The sequence below is a fragment of the Microbacterium flavescens genome, from assembly GCF_018588945.1.
Lineage (GTDB): Bacteria > Actinomycetota > Actinomycetes > Actinomycetales > Microbacteriaceae > Microbacterium > Microbacterium flavescens.
Genome location: NZ_JAFIWA010000006.1, coordinates 300,502 through 317,882 on the forward strand (window position 1 = coordinate 300,502; position 17,381 = coordinate 317,882).

Below are 17,381 nucleotides of genomic sequence, written 5' to 3' on the forward strand. Positions count from 1 at the left end.
AACCGATCGAGCGGATGCCGCGACCCGCCGTGCCAGAGTGGACCCGTGGCCGCCGAACCCGCCGTGACGCGCACGCCGCGCTGGGCGCGGGAAGCGCTCGGCGCCCTGGTCGCACTGGCGATCGCCGTGGCCGTCACGGCCGTGGTCGCGGCAGGACCGCGGTCGGAGTTGCTCTTCCGCGACGGCGACTCGCTCGTCACGACCCTCGTGGCGCGATCGCTCGCCGTCGGCCAGCCGCAGGACTGGGCGATGTCGACGGTGCTCTTCCTGCCCGAGAGCGCCGGGGTGGTGCTGCTCTCGCGGGCCGGGCTGGGGGTGGCCGGCACCCTCGCGGCTGCGGCGGTCGTCAACCTGCTCGGACTGTACGCGGCGCTGCGGATCGCCGCCGGATCAGCCGGCGCGCGCCGCGCACCGGTCGCCGGCGCGCTGCTCGCGCTGTCGGGTTTCGGGCTCGTCGCGGTGACCGAGTCGTCGCCGAGCCGCGATGCGCTCGAGCCGGCGTCGCTCCTTCTGACCACGACGTACTACAGCGCGACCGTCATCGCCTCGGTGATCGCCGTCGGCACGGTGAGACGCGCGCTCGATCGGCCGGGTCGCCGGTGGCCCGGATGGGTGCTGGGGGCCGTGGCCGCGGCATCCGTCCTCACCAATCCGCTCTTCGCCGCCTGGGCCGTCGTCCCTCTCGTGGTGGTGCTCGCCGTCGTGGCCGTAGGCGGCGCAGGACCCGAGCGGCGCTCCGCGCTGTGGCTGGGGGCGGCGCTCGTGGGCGGCTCTCTCACGGGGTTCGTCCTGCGGCTGCCGCTCGGCCGGCTCATCGCGAACACCGGCACCGACTACGCCGACCCGTCGCGCTGGCTCGAGTCGGCCGCCTACTACGAGGCGCTCGTCGGCGAGCGCGCGAGCACCGTGGCGGGAGCGCTGGGCGTGGTGCTCGGCCTCGCGCTGTGGGTGTGGTGCATCGTCGCGTCGATCCTGCTCACGCGCCGGCGCGACCTCGGCGCCGCCGTGGTCGCGGCGTGCGGGTGGCTCATGCCCCTGCTCGTGGTGGTCGGCGCGGTCGTCCTCGGCACGCACGCCGCCCGGTACCTCGAGCCCATCGCGTTCGCGCCGATCCTCGGACTCGTGGTCCTGCCCGCGCTGATCCCGCGCCTCGGAGTTCGACGCGTCGCCCTTCCGGTGCTCGCCGGCGCGACGGCGGTCGCCGTCGTGGTCGCGTCGGCCGTCGGCATCCCGCGCATCGCCTCAGCCGCGACCGCGCCCGACCCGGATCTCGACTGCGTCGTGGAGTGGACGGATGCCTCGGCCCGCACCGGCGCGGGCCAGTTCTGGACGATCCGGCTCGCGAAGGCGCACCTCGACGACCCGCGCCGCCTCGTGCAGGTGGACCACGAGCTGCGCGGCTACGCCTGGCTCGTGAACCGCGACGACTTCGCGATCGGCGACGTCTCGTTCCTCGTGATCGACGCCCAGTCCGTGCCGTTCGCCCTGCCCGACGGAGCCTCGATCGACGACGCGGAGCTGATCGACTGCGGCAGATACACGATCGCCGACTTCGGCGACCGCGCACTCGAGCTCGGGCCTCAGCGCTCGTGAGCCGCGAGACAGCGGATCCGCGATGAAACGCCGTCATACGCACGCCGTCTCGTCGAAAACACGATGTCGCGTGAGGACCGGCAGGGTCAGACGGGCGCGGGACCGGTCGTATTGCCCTCGCGGAAGTCGCACGTGAAGCGGATCGACGCGGCGGTGTCGCCGTCGAGCATCGCGGTGACGGCCCGGCCCGCCGCGCGGCCCTTGTCGGCCGCCGGCTGCACGAGGGTCGTCAGCTCGTAGGGCGCGAGCCCGTCGACCACGATGCCGTCGAAGCCGGTGACGCTGACGTCGCCCGGAACGCTCAGCCCGGCCTCCTCGGCGGCGCGGATGACACCTGCGGCCAGAAGGTCGCTCTGCGCGATGACCGCGGTCGGACGGTCGGCCGGATCGGCGAAGAGCAGACGGCCTGCCGCGAGTCCCTCGTCGATGAAGCTTCCGCCGGCGGCGTAGGCCGCGGCATCCGGGAACACATCCCTCGCTCCGGCGAGCCGCTCGCGCGTGACGTCGATCGTGATCGCGGTGCCGTCGAGGATCCAGCCCGCCTCCCAGCCGGCGCGGGCCGGCAGCGCGACGATCGACACCTTGCGGTGCCCGAGCGCGCGCAGGTGGCTCGCGGCCTGCCGCTGGGCCTCGCGGTTGTCCAGCCCGATCCGGGGGACGTCGTCTCCGGCATCCCCCTCGATGACGACGACCGGGATGCCGCGTGCCCGCACCGCCGCGAGCGACTGACGCAGGTGGCCGCTGCAGCCGACGAGCACCGCCGCGTCGAGCGGCGCGGTGGTCAGCGACGAGCCGCCGTCGGGCTCGCGGTCGCGCAGCAGGAGAAGCCCGGCGCCCAGCGGGGCGACGCCGTCGGAGAGTCCGTCCATCATGAGCGTCTTCACCGGGTCGAGGAAGGCGGTGCCGAGGTGCTCCTCGAAGACGACCCCGACGATGCCCGAACGGCCGCGGCGCAGGGATGCCGCGCGCGGGTCGGGGCCGGTGTAGCCGAGCGCCGAGGCGGCGTCGAGCACCCTGCGGCGCGTGGCGTCGGATACCGGCGTCTTACCGCTGAACACCACCGACGCGGTCGACGGCGAGACTCCTGCCTCGCGTGCGACGTCGGAGATGGTGGCTCGGCGCGTGCTCATGTCCGTTCGATGGTACCTGGCTGTCATCACGGGCGTCGAATCGATTCGACAGGAGGATCGACGCCCGCTACCGTTGTCGGGTGGATCAGGTTCTCTCGCGCGCCCAGCTCGTCAACTGGCGCACCGCCGTCTTCACGATCTTCTTCGTGACGGGCCTCGGCTTCGCGTCGTGGGCCGCTCGTCTTCCTGCGGTCAAGCGCGATCTGGGGATCAACGACCTCGAGATCGGCATCCTGCTCTTCATCTCGGGCGCCGCCGCCATCGTCGGCCTCTCGCTCGCGAACGTCCTCGTGGTGCGGTGGGGCGCCCGCCGCGGCATGCTGCTCACGATCATCGCGTTCTCCGTCGGCGTCGCCGTCGTCGGCTTCGGCGTGCAGTTCCTCGAGTCGTACGCGGTCACCGCGATCGGGCTCGCGCTCATGGGCATGGGCATGAGCGCCACCGACGTCATGATGAACGTAGAGGCGGCGGCCGTCGAGCAGTCGTTCGGGCGCACGCTGATGCCGCTGTTCCACGCGTTCTTCAGCCTCGGCACGGTCGCCGGCGCAGGATTCGGCGTGCTCATGGCGGCGTGGAACGTCGGTGTCGCGTGGCACCTGTGGATCGTCGGCGCGCTCGTGCTCGCCGCCGGGCTCGTGGCCCTCCGTGCGGTGCCGGTGCGCGAGACGATGCACGACGACCCGGCGACTCCGACCAGTCGTCGCGAGCGGCTCATCGAGCAGCTCGCGGTCTGGCGCGATCCGCGCACCTATGCGATCGGCGCCATCATGCTCGGCATGGCGTTCGCCGAGGGCAGCGCCAACGACTGGCTGACGATCGCGATGGTCGACGGCCACGGCCAGACCGAGGCGGTCGGCGCCATCGCCCTCACCGTCTTCTCCGTGTCCATGACCGTGTTCCGCGTCCTCGGCGGTCCGATCGTCGACCGCATCGGCCGAGTCTGGACCCTCCGAGTGCTCGCGGTCGCCGCCGGCGCGGGCCTGGTCATGTTCATCCTGGCGCCGAATGTCCCCCTCGCCTTCGTCGGCGTCGCCCTGTGGGGCGCCGGCGCCTCCCTCGGCTTCCCGCTGGGGATGTCGGCCGCCGCCGACGATCCGGCGAAGGCCGCGGCATCCGTCTCCGCCGCCGCGACCATCGGCTACCTCGCGTTCCTGTGCGGCCCGCCCGTGCTCGGCTGGATCAGCCACCAGATCGGGATCCTGCCCACCCTCTGGATCATCGTGGCCCTCATCGCGCTGTCGGGCTTCGCCTCGGGCGCGGCCAAGCCCATCGCGGGCTCGAAGGTCGGCGTCGGCCAGTCGCACCACTGATCGGGGCCGGCTCGACGCGGGCTAGGCTCGTCGGGTGCGTCTCGTCATCGCCCGCTGCTCCGTCGACTACACCGGTCGGCTCACCGCGCATCTCCCGCTCGCGACGCGTCTGCTCGTGCACAAGGGCGACGGCAGCCTGCTCGTGCACTCCGACGGCGGCTCGTACAAGCCGCTGAACTGGATGAGCCCGCCGTGCCGTCTCGACGTCGAGATTCCGGATGCCGAGTCCGCCGCCGCGGGTGTGCTCGAGCACTGGCGGGTGACGCACGCCAAGACCGGCGATGCCCTGCTCGTGCGCATCTACGAGGTGCTCCACGACACGTCGCACGAGCTCGGGATCGACCCGGGACTTCAGAAGGACGGCGTGGAGGCCGACCTGCAGCGCCTCCTCGCCGAGCAGGTGGACGTGATAGGGGACAACCTCACGCTCGTCCGCCGCGAGTTCCCCACCGCGATCGGTCCGGTCGACCTGCTGCTGCGCGACCCGGCCGGCGGCACGATCGCCGTCGAGGTCAAGCGCCGCGGCGACATCGACGGCGTCGAGCAGCTCACGCGCTACCTCGAGCTGCTCGGCCGTGACCCCCACCTCGCCCCGGTCACCGGCGTGTTCGCTGCGCAGGAGATCAAGCCGCAGGCGAAGGTGCTGGCCGCCGATCGCGGCATCCGCTGCGTCACCCTCGACTACGAGGGCATGAAGGGCATCGAGTCCGGCGCCCCCCGCCTCTTCTGACCCGCCCCTGGTCGCCGGGCACCGGCCCCGGCCACGGCCGTCCCCCCGGCCCCGCCCGCCGCTCCCGCCGGCCCCCGACTTTCCGCGAGACCGCATCGGGGCACCGAGACCACGGCTACGGGATGCGGTTTCGGGGTGCGGATGCCGTCTCGCGGACGAGGGCACCCCGCGGGTCGCCATAGGGTGGGAGGCATGCCGACCCGATCGCCCTGGACCTGCGTTCTGTGGGACGTCGACGGCACGATCGTCGATGCGTCCGACGGCATCCTGCGCCGGCTGACGACCACGCTCGAGCACTTCGGCAAGCGCCCGCCGACGCGGGCGGAGCTCGTGCACTGGATCGGCCCGCCGATGTACGAGTCCTTCCAGGTCAACGTCGGCATGACGCCCGCCGAGGCGACCGAGGCGGTCGCGTTCTACCGCGTGCTCGGCAAGGCCGACGGCTACACGACGGGCGCGAAGCTCTTCGACGGCATCGACGATCTGATTCGGGATGTCGCGACCGCCGGCATCCCGCAGGCGACGGCGAGCTCCAAGCCCGAGGTGCAGGTCGTCGCCCTCATGGACCACTTCGATCTCTCGACCTCGCTCACCGCCATCGTCGGCGCGACTCCCGACGAGAAGACGCTCAGCGCCAAGTCGGACATCGTCGCCGAGGCCCTCCGCAGGCTGGATGCCGCCGGCGTCGACACGAGCCGCCCGGTGCTCGTGGGCGACCGCCACCACGACGTCGAGGGCGGCGCCGCCCATGGCGTCCCGGTGATCTTCGTGCGCTGGGGCTTCAGCTGGCCGCACGAGGCCGACGGCGCACAGGCCGCGGTCGACGACGTCGCCCAGCTGCGCGCGCTGCTGCTCTTCGAGGACTCCGATGGCTGAGACCGTCGAGCCGATCCTCGCGTGGCTGGTGCCGGCGGTGGTCGTGTTCGGCGTGACGGCCATCCTGGTCGCCGTCCTGGCGTGGTCGATCCGGCGCGCCCGGCGGTCACCGCGTGCGCGGGCGGCCGCCGAGGCGGAGCGCATCCGCGCCGGCGCAACGCTCGTCCGCCTCGACGACGAGGTGTCGGAGCTCGAGCTCGAGGTCGGGCTGTCCGGAGCGCTGTACGGCGGCGGGGCTCCGGTCTCGCTGCGCCGCGCCCGCATGAACGCACAGCACGTCCGCGACGAGTGCTTCGACGAGTACCGCGGCCTGTCGGCGTCGGCGTCCTCACCCGCCGACATCCGCCGCGCGGCTGAGCGCATCGACCGTCGCTCGACCGAGGCGCTGAAGTCGATCGCGGCCGCGCGCGCCGAGCACGCCGCCTGGGTCGACGCGAACGTGTCCGCGGCGAACCAGGTCGCCGCCGCGCACGAGCGTCTCGCGCAGCTGCGCGCGTCGATGGGCGATCCGTCGGCGCTGGTCGCCGAACTGTCGTCGCGCTTCGCCGAGGAGGAGTGGCGGGATGCCTCGCGCGCAGCGCACGACGCCCTCGCCGAGGCCGCAGAGGCGCAACGCCTGCTCGAGACGGCCGCGGCGCATGCCGCCGACCCGTCGCGGAGCGTCCTCGCCGAACTCGGTGCGGCGGAGCGTGCGCTGCGTCAGGCCGAGGCGGACGCCCGCATCCTGGAGGAGTCGCACCGGCTCGTGCTCCAGGCATCGCAGGCCGTGCCGGGCGAGGTCGAGGCCGCGCGCACCGCACTGCGACAGGCCGCCGTGACGCGCGAGCACCTCGACCCCGACGACGCCGAGCGGCTCGGCGCGGAGCTGCGCGCGATCGAGTCGGAGCTGTCGCGCGCCGAGGACGAGGGCGCGCGACACCCGTCGCGCACGGTCGATCGCATCGCGCGCCTGCGCGACCGGCTCGACCTCGCACTCGGCGACGCCCGCACCGCGCAGCAGCGCCTCCGCGGCGCGCGCACCGCACTGCCCGGAACCCTTGCCGCCGCGCGCAACGCGATCGCGCAGGCCGAGGCATCCGTCTCCCATTCGCGCGGCGGAGCAGACGCCCGCGCCCGGCTCATCTCGGCCCAGCACGAGCTCGCGCAGGCTCGGCAGGTGGGCGACCCGGTCTCGGCGCTGGATGCCGCTCGCCGCGCACTGCGGCACGCCGAGGACGCGAAGGCCCTCGCCGACTACGCCCGGCTCGGCGGACGCTGATCCCGACGCCGTCGCTATCGTGAGGGAATGACCGACGCCGCGACGCGCTCGAGCCGTCCCGTCCTCGCCGTGCTGGCACGGATCCCCGTCACGCTGTCGCTCATCGGCGCCCTCCTCGTCGTGGGCATCGTGTGGGGCGGGCTGTGGCGCCCCTTCGTCGACGATCCGCTCTTCGACACCGTCGCCTACGGGCTCCCGGCGCTTGCCGAGGGACGATGGTGGACCCCCTTCACGGGCACGTTCTTCGTCGACCACCCCCTCGTCTACGCCTTCGTGATCCCGAGCTTCGCCGGGCTCGCCTACCTCGAGCACCGCCGCGGGTCGGTTGCCGCCCTCGGCTACTTCGGCATCGGGCAGCTCTTCGCGATCTTCGCGAGCGCGCTGTTCCTGTGGGTCGCATCGGCTCTGCCGTGGCCGTGGGCGCAGATGGAGGCGACGATGCTCGACGTCGGGCCGTCCGGCGGCACGCTCGCCGGGATCGCGGCGGCCGCCGGCCTGCTCGTGTCGCCGTGGCGCGTGCGGGCGTGGTTCATCGTGCTCGGGTTCTCGTTCGTGACGCTGTTCTTCTGGGGATCGCTCGCCGACCTCGAGCACGCATTCGCGGTGCTGCTGGTGCTCTTCGTCGACCGGTCGCTGCGGATCCAGCGCACGACTGTGCGCGAGCAGCGGCTGATCGCGTTCGTCGCGGCGCTGGTGATCCTCGCCGTCGAGCTGCTGACCCTGCTGCTTCCGACCGACGGTCCGTTCGGCCACACCCGGGCGGCCGGAGGGTCGTTCCTCGACATCGCCCTCGACGTCGTCGTGGTCGGGCTCCTCGCGAACGGGCTGCGCCGCGGGCGACGGTGGGCGTGGATCTGGACGATCGTGCTCGCTGTCGTGAACGTGCTCACCGGAGCGCTCATCGTCGTGCTCGCCGTCGTGCTCGGCGCCGATCGGCTCGACGACCGGATCGGCGACTTCAACGTCGCGATCGCCCAGTCCGCACTGTGGCTCCTGCTGCTCGTCTACCTGGTCTGGGTGCGCCGCGCGTTCGGCGCCCGCCGCAAGGACGTCCTCGGCGAGCAGCCCGTGCCGACCGTCGACGACGCCAAGGCCGCCCTGCGGGCCCACGGCGGCGGCACGCTGTCGTGGATGACCACGTGGGAGGGCAACAGCTACGCCCGGACCTCCTCCGGCGGCATCGTGACGTACCAGCGCCGCGCCGGGGTCGCCATCGTCCTGGCAGATCCGCTCGGGGACGAGGCATCCCGAGGGGAGTCCGTCGTCGCATTCATCCGCGCGGCGGAGCTCGCCGGACTCGTGCCCTGCTTCTTCAGTGCGAGCGAGGCGACGCGTGCCGCCGTGCCGGCGGGCTGGCGCAGCATCGTGGTGGCGGACGACACGATCGTCGACCTCCCCGGACTCGAGTTCACCGGAAAGCAGTGGAGCGCCGTGCGCACCTCGCTCAACCGCGCGGGCCGCGAGGAGATGACGTTCCGCATGACGCGGCTCGCCGACGAGCCGTGGGGCATCCGCCAGCAGCTCCGGGCGATCTCGGAGATGTGGGTGGGCGACAAGGGGCTGCCCGAGATGGGGTTCACACTCGGCACGCTCGATCAGGCGGAGGACCCCGAGGTGCGCCTTGCGCTGGCCGTCTCCCCGCGGGGCGACGTGGACGGATTCCTCTCGTGGCTGCCGGTGTACGGCGGCGACGGCGTCGTGCGGGGGTGGACGCTCGACCTCATGCGCCGGCGCGAGGGCGGATTCGGGCCCGTGATGGAGTACCTCATCGCCTCGTCGGCCCGCCTCTTCTCCGACGAGGGAGCGGAGATCATGTCGCTGTCGGGTGCGCCGCTGGCTCATGATTACCCGCCGGATGCCGGAGCCATCGCCTCGCTGTCGGACTGGCTGGCCGGCATGCTCGAGCCGGTCTACGGCTTCCAGTCGCTGCACCGGTTCAAGAGCAAGTTCCACCCGCGCTACGAGACCATGTACCTTCTGTTCCGCGACGAGGCCGACCTGACGCGCATCGGCGCCGGGCTCACCCGGGCCTTCCTCCCCGACGCGACCCTGCGTCAGTTCGCCGGCGCGGGCAGGGAGCTCGTGCGGGGCGACCGCGACTGACCACTGGGCAGAAGGAAAGCGCCCGGCAATGGCCGGGCGCGGCTGGGCCGCGGCATCCGCTCTCCGTCAGATCGACGGGGGAGATGCCGCGGCGCAGCTCCGTTGATGCCGGACCCGAGGGTCCGAAGGATCAGATGGGGCGGATGTTCTCCGCCTGCAGGCCCTTGGGGCCCTGGGCGATCTCGAACTCGACCCGCTGGTTCTCCTCGAGGGAGCGGTATCCGCTCGCCGCGATGGCGGTGTAGTGCGCGAAGACGTCTGCGCCACCCTCATCGGGAGCGATGAAGCCGAAGCCCTTCTCCGAGTTGAACCACTTGACGGTGCCCTGCGTGCTCATTACTTGCCGTTCTTCGATGGTGCCCGCGCTGATGCGACGAGTCCCCTCCAAAGTAATGGTGCAGGGGGGCGGCTTCGCTAGGGGTTTCAGCGGGCGTGACAGAAATGTTGCAGAGGGCGCGCGTCGAAACACCGCAGTCCCATCGGACGCCCGGGCTGAGCAGTGCTCGAAGCCCGGGCGTCGACGGATCCCCCCGGATAGGCCACGCCGAAGCGTGACAGGCTCATCGTACCGATATATCGGGCGTTCGGCGAGGTCGGGACGGGGTCTCGCGATGAGCGTGGGTCGTGTGATAGAACGCTTCCGAACCCGCTTCCACGATCGTTCGCAGACCGATACATGCGCGTGAATCGGCAGTCGTACACTGGTCGCACATGTCCGTCCCCCTCGCCCCCCTCGTCCCCCGCGGCACCGTTCTCGGTGACGAGGTCTACACGCGCCTGGGCGAGGCGATCCTCGACGGAAGCCTCGCTCCCGGCGAGCGCCTCCGCGACCACGATCTGGCCGAGTGGCTGGGCGTCTCGCGCACGCCGGTGCGCGAAGCACTGCAGCGGCTGGAGCGGGTCGGTCTCGTCGAGGTCTCGCCCCATCGCTACACGCGCGTGTCGGTGCCCAACAGCAAGGCGGAGGCCGACACCCTCGAGTTCGTCGCCTACCTGATGGGCAACGCGGCGCGGATGGCGACGGTCCACGGCTCCGACGAGCAGCTCGACGGAGCGATCGCCGAGCTCGACGCGGTGATCGCGGCATCCCGCGCCGACGACTACGCCGAGCTGATGCGCGCGAGCGGTCCGTTCTTCGCCCTGCTGACGAAGGCGACCGGCAACGTCGCGATCCTCCGGTTCATGCGCGAGGCCGAGGTCGCCATCCGCCGCAACCTCGCGACGTGGCGGCCGATCATCGAGTGCCCCATCGGCCGCACCTCGGCGTACGAGGAGTTCCGGGATGCCCTCGTCCAGCGTGACGGCGCGCGCGCCGAGGCCCTCCTGCGCGAGCTTCACGGCCTGACCTGAGTCGGCCGCGCTCGCTACGGTGGGCGTGTGAACCACATCGAGCTGCGCGATCTCGACGACGACGACCTCGACGCCGTGTTCGAGATGATGCGCGATCCCGAGGGCATCGCCATGGCGGCGTTCACCGCGTCCGACCCCGACGACCGCGCAGCGTTCGACGCCTGGATCGCCCGTCAGCGCGAGAACGCCGACGTGCTGCTCCAGGTCGTCACCGAGAACGGCGGCTTCGCCGGCACGGCGGCCGCCTTCACCGTCGACGGCGACCGCGAGATCAGCTTCTGGATCGCCCCGCACGCCCGCGGCCGCGGCGTGGCGACGGCCGCGGTGCGTCTGCTCGTCTCGCGCGAGCCCGCCCGCCCGCTGTTCGCGCGCGCCGCGGCCCACAACGCCGGCTCGATCGCAGTGCTGCGAAAGCTCGGCTTCACCGAGGTGTCACGCAACGTCGACTTCGCACCCGGCCTCGGCCGCGAGGTGGAGGAGATCGTCTTCACGCTCGTGCCGACGCTGGAGTAGGCATCCGGGGAAAGAAGAAAGGCCCCCCTTTCGGGGAGCCTTTCCGCGCTCTGTGCGCGAGGGGGGAGTTGAACCCCCACGCCCTTTCGGGCACTGGCACCTGAAGCCAGCGCGTCTGCCTATTCCGCCACTCGCGCGAGCCGCGGCATCCGGAAACGCCGCGAAACTCAACTTCCCGAGGATATCACGCACGAAGCGCCGACCCGAACCGGGACTCCCAGGGCCGGGTTGGTGGGCATCCCAGCGTGTGCAACTAGCATGTACCAACCGGCACCCCCCGTCCGAGGAGCCCCGTGGGACTACTTGACAGCTTCGAGAAAGGTCTCGAGCGCGCAGTGAACAGCGCGTTCGCCAAGACCTTCCGCAGCGGTATCCAACCCGTCGAGATCGCCTCCGCACTGCGCAGCGAGCTCGACAAGAAGGCTGCCGTCGTGAGCCGCGACCGCATCCTCGCGCCCAACACGTTCACGGTGCATCTGTCGCCCACCGACGACGAGAAGATGGGCGCCCTCGGGACCGCCCTGGGGCACGAGCTCGACACGCTCGTGCACAAGCACGCCAAGTCGCAGGGGTACTCGTTCGCGGGTCCCGTATCGATCTCGCTGCTGCGCGACGACCAGATCTCCACGGGCACGCTGCGGGTCGAGTCGTCGACCGCGCAGGGCGGCCGGGTGTCGTGGCGCGGAGTCGTCGACATCGCGGGGAAGCGGCATCCGCTCGTCAAGGGCCGCACGGTGATCGGGCGCGGCAGCGACGCGGACATCACCGTCGCCGACGCCGGCACCAGCCGGAAGCACGTCGAGATCCTCTGGGACGGCGAGCGCGCCATGGTCCGCGACCTCAAGTCGACGAACGGCACGCTGCTCGACGGCCGGAAGGTCGCCGAAGCCGCGCTGCCGCCGGACTCGACCGTCACGATCGGCCGGACCGACATCGTGTTCCACGTCGTCGCACAGGCCGCGCCGCCGCCCAAGCCGACGATGACCGCCGAAGATGCCACACGCGCTTACGACCTGCGCGACGGAGGACCCCTGTCGTGAGCGAACTCACCCTCCTGCTCCTGCGGATCGGCTTCCTCGTCCTGCTGTGGGCCTTCGTGTTCGCGGTGATCTACTCGCTGCGCGCCGACCTCTTCGGGGTCAAGGTCCGCAAGATGCCCGAGGTCGCTCCCGCCGGAGCGCCGGCCCCCGCTGCGGCGGCGCGCACGGGCGGAGCCACCGCGGCGGTCGCCCCCTCACCCGCAGCCGTGCCCTCCGGCCCCAAGGGCGGGCCGGCCACGGCCGCCTCCGTGTCGCGCATCGTGATCACCAGCGGGCCCAAGGCGGGCATCGAGCTGCCCCTCGGCAACGAGCCCCTGACGATCGGGCGCTCGAGCGAGTCGGCCCTCGTCATCCGCGACGACTACACCTCCAGCCACCACGCGCGGCTCGTGCTGTGGGGCGACCAGTGGATGATCCAGGACCTCGATTCGACCAACGGCACCTGGCATGACGGCGCCCGCGTCACCGCCCCCGCACCCGTGACGATCGGCGCGCCCATCAAGGTCGGCGCCACGACCTTCGAGCTGCGGAAGTAGCGGCGGTACCACCACCTATGGTCTTCCAGGGCTCGAGCGCCGCCATCTCGCACACCGGCAAGGTGCGCTCCAACAACCAGGACTCCGGCTATGCCGGCTCGAACCTGTTCGTGGTGGCCGATGGCATGGGCGGCCATGCCGGCGGTGACGTGGCGTCGAGCCTGGCCATCGCCCGCCTGCAGGGCCTCGATCGTCCGTACGCCTCGACGGGCGAGGCCGAACGCGAGCTGCGCGATGCGATCGGGGATGCCGCGACCCAGCTGATCGACACCGTGAACGAGCGCCCGGAACTCGCCGGCATGGGCACCACGGTCAGCGCGCTCGTGATGGTCGACGACTACGCCGTCATCGCGCACATCGGCGACTCGCGCATCTACCTCTTCCGTGACGGCGCACTCACGCAGATCACGACCGACCACACCTTCGTGCAGCGCCTGGTCGACTCCGGCCGCATCACGCCCGAGGAGGCGCGCTACCACCCGCGTCGCTCGGTGCTCATGCGCGTGCTCGGAGACATGGATCCCGATCCCGAGCTCGACACCTTCATCATGCCGACGCAGCCGGGCGACCGGTGGCTGCTGTGCTCGGACGGGCTCTCCGGCGTCGTCGACGACCCGCACACGTCGAAGACCCTCGCGCTCGGGCTGGCCCCCGGCCGGACCGCCGACAGCCTTCTCAAGCAGGCGCTCGACGGCGGCGCCCCCGACAACGTCACGATCGTGATCGTGGACGTCGGGGGGCAGCATCCGCTCTTCTCCGGCACTCCCACCGTCGTCGGCTCGGCGTCCAACCCGGTCGGGGTCGACGTGCCCGCCGCGCGGCCCGGCCGCACGAGCTGGCTGCACCCCAACCGCCAGGCGGCCAACGAGCCCACGCACTTCGAGCCTGCGGCCGAGTTCCTCGAGGAGCTGATCGAGGAGGACCGCAGGCGCGTCCGCCGGCGGCGCATCGGCTGGTTCGTCGGTGTGATGCTCGTGCTCGCGATCATCGCCGGCGCGCTGTGGATCGGCTACCAGTGGACCCAGACCCGCTACTACGTCGGCGCTGACGAGGACACGGTCGTGATCTTCCAGGGCGTGCAGCAGGGCATCGGCCCCCTTTCGCTCTCGACTCCGTACGAGGACACCCAGATCCCCCTCGACTCGCTGTCCGAGTTCGCGCGGGCCACCGTCGAGCAGACCATCTCGGCGAGCTCGCTCTCAGACGCGCGCCGTATCGTGCAGACGATCAGCGAAACCGCGGGAGGAGGCGGATGAGCGGCCCGACGAACACCGCGACCGAGGCGGTCTCCGCCGATACCGCGGTCGTGCGCGCCCTGCGCCGCATCCGCGTGCCCCAGACGCAGCGCAACCGGGAGCTGGCCCTGCTGGTGTTCGCGTTCGCGATCAACGGCTCGGCCGTCGCCCTGGTCCAGCTGGGCGCCGTCGACGCGATCGACTGGACCTTCCTCGTCTACTGCGGCGGCCTCACGGCCCTCGTCGTCGCACTGCACATCGTGCTGCGTCTGCGCGCGCGCGACGCCGACCCCTTCGTCGTGCCGATCGCCACGCTGCTGACGGGCCTGGGCCTCGCGATGATCTACCGGATCGACCTGGCCCGCGACCGGCACGGGTGGGAGGCGTTCTCGACGCGCCAGCTCGCCTGGGCCGCCATCGCGCTGATCGGCGCCGTGCTGGTGGTCCTGCTGCTGCGCAACTACCGGGTGCTGTTCCGCTACACCTACATCTTCGGCTTCGTCGGCGTGGGCCTCCTGATCCTGCCGATCATTCCGGGCCTCGGCACCGATGCCAACGCTGACGTGTGGGTGTCCCTCGGCTTCTTCTCGTTCCAGCCCGGTGAGCTCGCCAAGATCTCGCTCGCGATCTTCTTCGCGGGCTACCTGGTGCGCACGCGCGAGAGCCTGACGTCCGTCGGCACGCGCTTCCTCGGCATGACGTGGCCCCGGGCTCGAGAACTCGGTCCCCTCCTCGTGCTCTGGCTGATCTCGCTCGGCATCATCGTCATGCAGCGCGACCTCGGCACCGGCCTGCTGATCTTCGGCATGTTCGTCGCGATGCTCTACGTCGCGACGGGCAAGACGAGCTGGGTCCTCATCGGTGTGGCGCTCGCCGCAGCCGGTGCGTTCCTCGCGTCGCAGGTGCTGTCCTACGTGAACGGGCGCTTCACGAACTGGCTGGATGCCTTCAACCCCGCGGTCATCGACGCCAACGGCGGCAGCTACCAGCTCGTCCAGGGCATCTTCGGCCTCGCGCAGGGCGGGCTCATCGGCACGGGTCTCGGCCAGGGCCGTCCGTACCTCACCCCGGTCGCCGAGAGCGACTACATCCTCCCCGCGCTGGGCGAGGAGCTGGGCCTCATCGGCGTGTTCGCGATCCTCTGCCTGTACATGGTCTTCATCAGCCGCGGCATCCGCATCGGTCTCGCCGGTCAGGACGACTTCGGCAAGCTCCTCGCCACCGGGCTGTCGTTCACGATCGCCCTGCAGGTGTTCATCATGGTCGGCGGCGTGACGCGCGTCATTCCGCTCACGGGTCTGACCACGCCGTTCCTCGCAGCGGGCGGCTCGTCGCTCGTGGCCAACTGGATCATCGTGGCGCTGCTGCTGCGCATCTCGGATGCCGTCCGCAGTCGTCCCCGGGTGGTGATCGGCTGACATGACCAAAGAGTTGAGACGCCTCAGCATCCTGATGCTGATCATGTTCCTCGCGCTGTTCGGCTCGACGAGCTGGATCCAGGTCGTCAACGCCGAAGAGCTGGCCCAGAACCCGCGCAACACGCGCGCGCTGTACGACTCGTACGAGGTGCAGCGCGGCTCGATCATCGCCAGCGGCGCGGCGATCGCCTCGTCCGTCCCGTCCAACGACGTCTACAGCTGGCAGCGGGTGTACACCGACGCCGACATGTGGGCGCCGGTGACGGGCTACATCAACCCCGCCCTCGGGTCGTCGACCTGGATCGAACAGGCGATGAACTCGTACCTCAGCGGCACGGCAGGTTCGCAGTTCCTGTCGCGGATCGAGCGGATCTTCACCGGCCAGCCGCCGCGCGGGTCCAACGTCGTGCTGTCGCTCGACGCCGCCGTACAGCGCGCCGCGTACGAGGCGCTCGGCGACCTCGAAGGCGGCGTCCTTGCGATCGAGCCGTCCACCGGGCGCGTGCTGGCGATGGTGACGAGCCCCAGCTTCGACACCAACCTGCTCGCCGCGCACAACACCGCCGAGGTCAATGCGACCTACGATGCGCTGGTCGCCGACGCCGGCAAGCCGCTGTCGAACCGCGCGCTCGCAGGAGATCTGAACCCTCCGGGCTCCACGTTCAAGCTCGTCGTCGCGTCCGCCGCACTGGCGTCGGGCGACTACACGCCGCAGTCGACCTTCCCGAACCCCGCGACCTACCAGCTGCCGGAGTCGAGCAGCGTCGTGCACAACGCCAGCGGCGGCACCTGCGGACCCGGTGCGACGGTGACGCTGGCCGACGCGCTCCGCCTGAGCTGCAACATCCCGTTCGCCGAGCTCGCGGTCGAACTCGGCGACACCGCGATCCGCGAAGAGGCCGAGAAGTACGGGTTCAACCTGTCGTTCGAGCTGCCGGTCGTGTCCACGCCGTCGAGCTACCCGCGGGGGCTGGACGACGCGCAGACCGCACTGTCGGGATTCGGCCAGGGTCAGGTGACGGCGACTCCTCTGCAGATGGCGATGGTCTCGGCCGGCATCGCCAACCGCGGCTCGGTGATGAACCCCCGGATGGTCGACCGCGTGATCGGACCCGACCTCTCGGTGCAGGAGACCTACGAAAGCACGGAGTTCGCTCGAGCCCTCGACGAGGACATCGCGGACGAACTCATCGCGATGATGGTCGCCAATGTCAGTGATGGCGCGGCGTCGGGTGCAAGAATAGAGGGCGTCGACGTGGCCGGGAAGACCGGTACCGCGGAGAACGGGCCGGACGATCCATACACGCTGTGGTTCACCGGGTTCGCGCCCGCGGAGAGCCCGCAGGTCGCCGTTGCGGTCGTCGTGGAAGACGGCGGCGGGCAAGGTCAGGCAGGGAGCGGCAACACCATCGCCGCGCCTATTGCGAAGAAGGTCATGGAGGCGGTGCTGGGCAGATGAGACCGACGCAGGGCGTGACCTTCGGCGGCCGCTACGAGCTTGATTCGCGAATCGCGATCGGCGGCATGGGTGAGGTCTGGGAGGCGACCGACCACGTCATCGGACGGACGGTCGCCATCAAGATCCTCAAAGACGAGTACATGGGCGATCCCGGATTCCTCGAGCGCTTCCGCGCCGAGGCACGGCACGCGGCCCTGGTGAACCACGAGGGCATCGCGAGCGTCTTCGACTACGGCGAGGAGAACGGCAGCGCCTTCCTCGTGATGGAGCTGGTTCCAGGCGAAGCCCTGTCGACCATCCTCGAGCGCGACGGCTCTCTCTCCACCGACAAGACCCTCGACATCGTCGCGCAGACGTCCGCCGCGCTTCAGGCCGCACACGCGGCCGGCCTCGTGCACCGCGACATCAAGCCGGGCAACCTGCTGATCACGCCCGACGGCCGCGTGAAGATCACCGACTTCGGCATCGCCCGCATCGCCGACCAGGTGCCGCTGACGGCGACCGGCCAGGTCATGGGCACGGTGCAGTACCTCTCACCCGAGCAGGCGTCGGGTCACCCGGCGTCGCCCGCGACCGACACGTACTCGCTCGGCATCGTGGCGTACGAGTGCCTGGCGGGGAAGCGCCCGTTCACGGGCGAGTCGCAGGTCGCCATCGCGATGGCGCAGATCAACGAGCAGCCTCCGCCGCTCCCGCCCACGGTGGCGGTCCCGGTGCAGAACCTCGTGATGGCGATGATCGCCAAGAAGCCCGAAGAGCGTCCTGCGTCGGCGGCCGCCGTCGCCCGGGCCGCGACGGCGCTTCGTCGAGGGGATGTCGCGGCAGCCGCC

The 17,381-nt window shown here is 71.1% G+C and carries 16 protein-coding genes and 1 tRNA gene; 14 read left to right on the forward strand and 3 right to left on the reverse strand.

The features are described 5' to 3' along the window. Positions 1-45 precede the first annotated feature (45 nt). Entirely contained in the window at positions 46-1,593 is a 1,548-nt protein-coding gene (locus JX005_RS13490) for a hypothetical protein (RefSeq protein WP_307858591.1), read from the forward strand. Between the two features lie 86 nt (positions 1,594-1,679). Here JX005_RS13490 and JX005_RS13495 read toward each other — a convergent pair whose 3' ends face one another. Continuing rightward, on the reverse strand, positions 1,680-2,723 hold the full coding sequence (locus JX005_RS13495) for a LacI family DNA-binding transcriptional regulator (RefSeq protein ID WP_214468055.1): 1,044 nt from the start codon (positions 2,721-2,723) through the stop codon (positions 1,680-1,682). A gap of 80 nt (positions 2,724-2,803) precedes the next feature. Here JX005_RS13495 and JX005_RS13500 point away from each other — a divergent pair, with 80 nt between their 5' ends. From JX005_RS13500 to JX005_RS13520, 5 genes are all read left to right on the forward strand, one after another. Then, on the forward strand, positions 2,804-4,033 hold the full coding sequence (locus tag JX005_RS13500; RefSeq protein ID WP_214468056.1) for an MFS transporter: 1,230 nt from the start codon (positions 2,804-2,806) through the stop codon (positions 4,031-4,033). Positions 4,034-4,067: 34 nt separating this feature from the next. Beyond that, positions 4,068-4,763 (forward strand): endonuclease NucS, encoded by a 696-nt coding sequence (gene nucS, locus JX005_RS13505; protein ID WP_214468057.1) that lies wholly within the window; start codon positions 4,068-4,070, stop codon positions 4,761-4,763. A 192-nt stretch (positions 4,764-4,955) separates the two neighbouring features. Further along, positions 4,956-5,639 carry an HAD hydrolase-like protein gene (locus JX005_RS13510; RefSeq protein ID WP_214468058.1) on the forward strand — a complete coding sequence of 228 codons (684 nt, stop codon included), beginning with the start codon at positions 4,956-4,958 and terminating at the stop codon, positions 5,637-5,639. Next, complete coding sequence (locus JX005_RS13515; protein WP_214468059.1) at positions 5,632-6,897, forward strand: hypothetical protein; 1,266 nt, start codon at positions 5,632-5,634, stop codon at positions 6,895-6,897. Before JX005_RS13510 ends, JX005_RS13515 begins: the two co-directional genes overlap by 8 nt. 27 nt (positions 6,898-6,924) lie before the next feature. Then, positions 6,925-9,000: a bifunctional lysylphosphatidylglycerol flippase/synthetase MprF gene (locus JX005_RS13520; RefSeq protein WP_214468060.1), complete on the forward strand. Its 2,076-nt coding sequence runs from the start codon at positions 6,925-6,927 to the stop codon at positions 8,998-9,000. A 130-nt stretch (positions 9,001-9,130) separates the two neighbouring features. On the opposite strand, the gene JX005_RS13525 is transcribed toward JX005_RS13520, so the two are convergent. Next, positions 9,131-9,337, reverse strand: coding sequence for a cold-shock protein (locus JX005_RS13525; RefSeq protein WP_191765018.1), 207 nt, complete (start codon positions 9,335-9,337; stop codon positions 9,131-9,133). A 374-nt stretch (positions 9,338-9,711) separates the two neighbouring features. On the opposite strand from JX005_RS13525, the gene JX005_RS13530 reads away from it, so the two are divergent. Next, the gene (locus JX005_RS13530) at positions 9,712-10,350 is read left to right on the forward strand and encodes a GntR family transcriptional regulator (RefSeq protein WP_214468061.1); all 639 of its coding nucleotides are present in this window, start codon (positions 9,712-9,714) and stop codon (positions 10,348-10,350) included. Between the two features lie 27 nt (positions 10,351-10,377). Continuing rightward, a complete protein-coding gene (locus JX005_RS13535) occupies positions 10,378-10,863 on the forward strand; it encodes a GNAT family N-acetyltransferase (RefSeq protein WP_214468062.1) in 486 nt (161 codons plus the stop codon). A 53-nt stretch (positions 10,864-10,916) separates the two neighbouring features. On the opposite strand, the gene JX005_RS13540 is transcribed toward JX005_RS13535, so the two are convergent. Continuing rightward, positions 10,917-11,000, reverse strand: a tRNA-Leu gene (locus tag JX005_RS13540). A 156-nt stretch (positions 11,001-11,156) separates the two neighbouring features. Between JX005_RS13540 and JX005_RS13545 the strand changes: the two genes are divergently transcribed. The 6 genes from JX005_RS13545 to JX005_RS13570 all read left to right on the forward strand — a co-directional run. Beyond that, entirely contained in the window at positions 11,157-11,903 is a 747-nt protein-coding gene (locus tag JX005_RS13545) for an FHA domain-containing protein (RefSeq protein ID WP_214468063.1), read from the forward strand. Beyond that, positions 11,900-12,439 carry an FHA domain-containing protein FhaB/FipA gene (locus tag JX005_RS13550; protein ID WP_214468064.1) on the forward strand — a complete coding sequence of 180 codons (540 nt, stop codon included), beginning with the start codon at positions 11,900-11,902 and terminating at the stop codon, positions 12,437-12,439. Before JX005_RS13545 ends, JX005_RS13550 begins: the two co-directional genes overlap by 4 nt. 17 nt (positions 12,440-12,456) lie before the next feature. Then, positions 12,457-13,695 carry a PP2C family protein-serine/threonine phosphatase gene (locus JX005_RS13555; protein ID WP_214468065.1) on the forward strand — a complete coding sequence of 413 codons (1,239 nt, stop codon included), beginning with the start codon at positions 12,457-12,459 and terminating at the stop codon, positions 13,693-13,695. Then, positions 13,692-15,092 (forward strand): FtsW/RodA/SpoVE family cell cycle protein, encoded by a 1,401-nt coding sequence (locus JX005_RS13560; protein ID WP_214468066.1) that lies wholly within the window; start codon positions 13,692-13,694, stop codon positions 15,090-15,092. The genes JX005_RS13555 and JX005_RS13560 overlap by 4 nt, the downstream gene beginning before the upstream one ends. 1 nt (position 15,093) lies before the next feature. Continuing rightward, entirely contained in the window at positions 15,094-16,551 is a 1,458-nt protein-coding gene (locus JX005_RS13565; RefSeq protein WP_214468067.1) for a peptidoglycan D,D-transpeptidase FtsI family protein, read from the forward strand. Continuing rightward, positions 16,548-17,381, forward strand: an 834-nt coding sequence (locus tag JX005_RS13570) for a serine/threonine-protein kinase (protein ID WP_214468068.1), incomplete at its 3' end; no start/stop codon positions are given. The genes JX005_RS13565 and JX005_RS13570, both read left to right, overlap by 4 nt.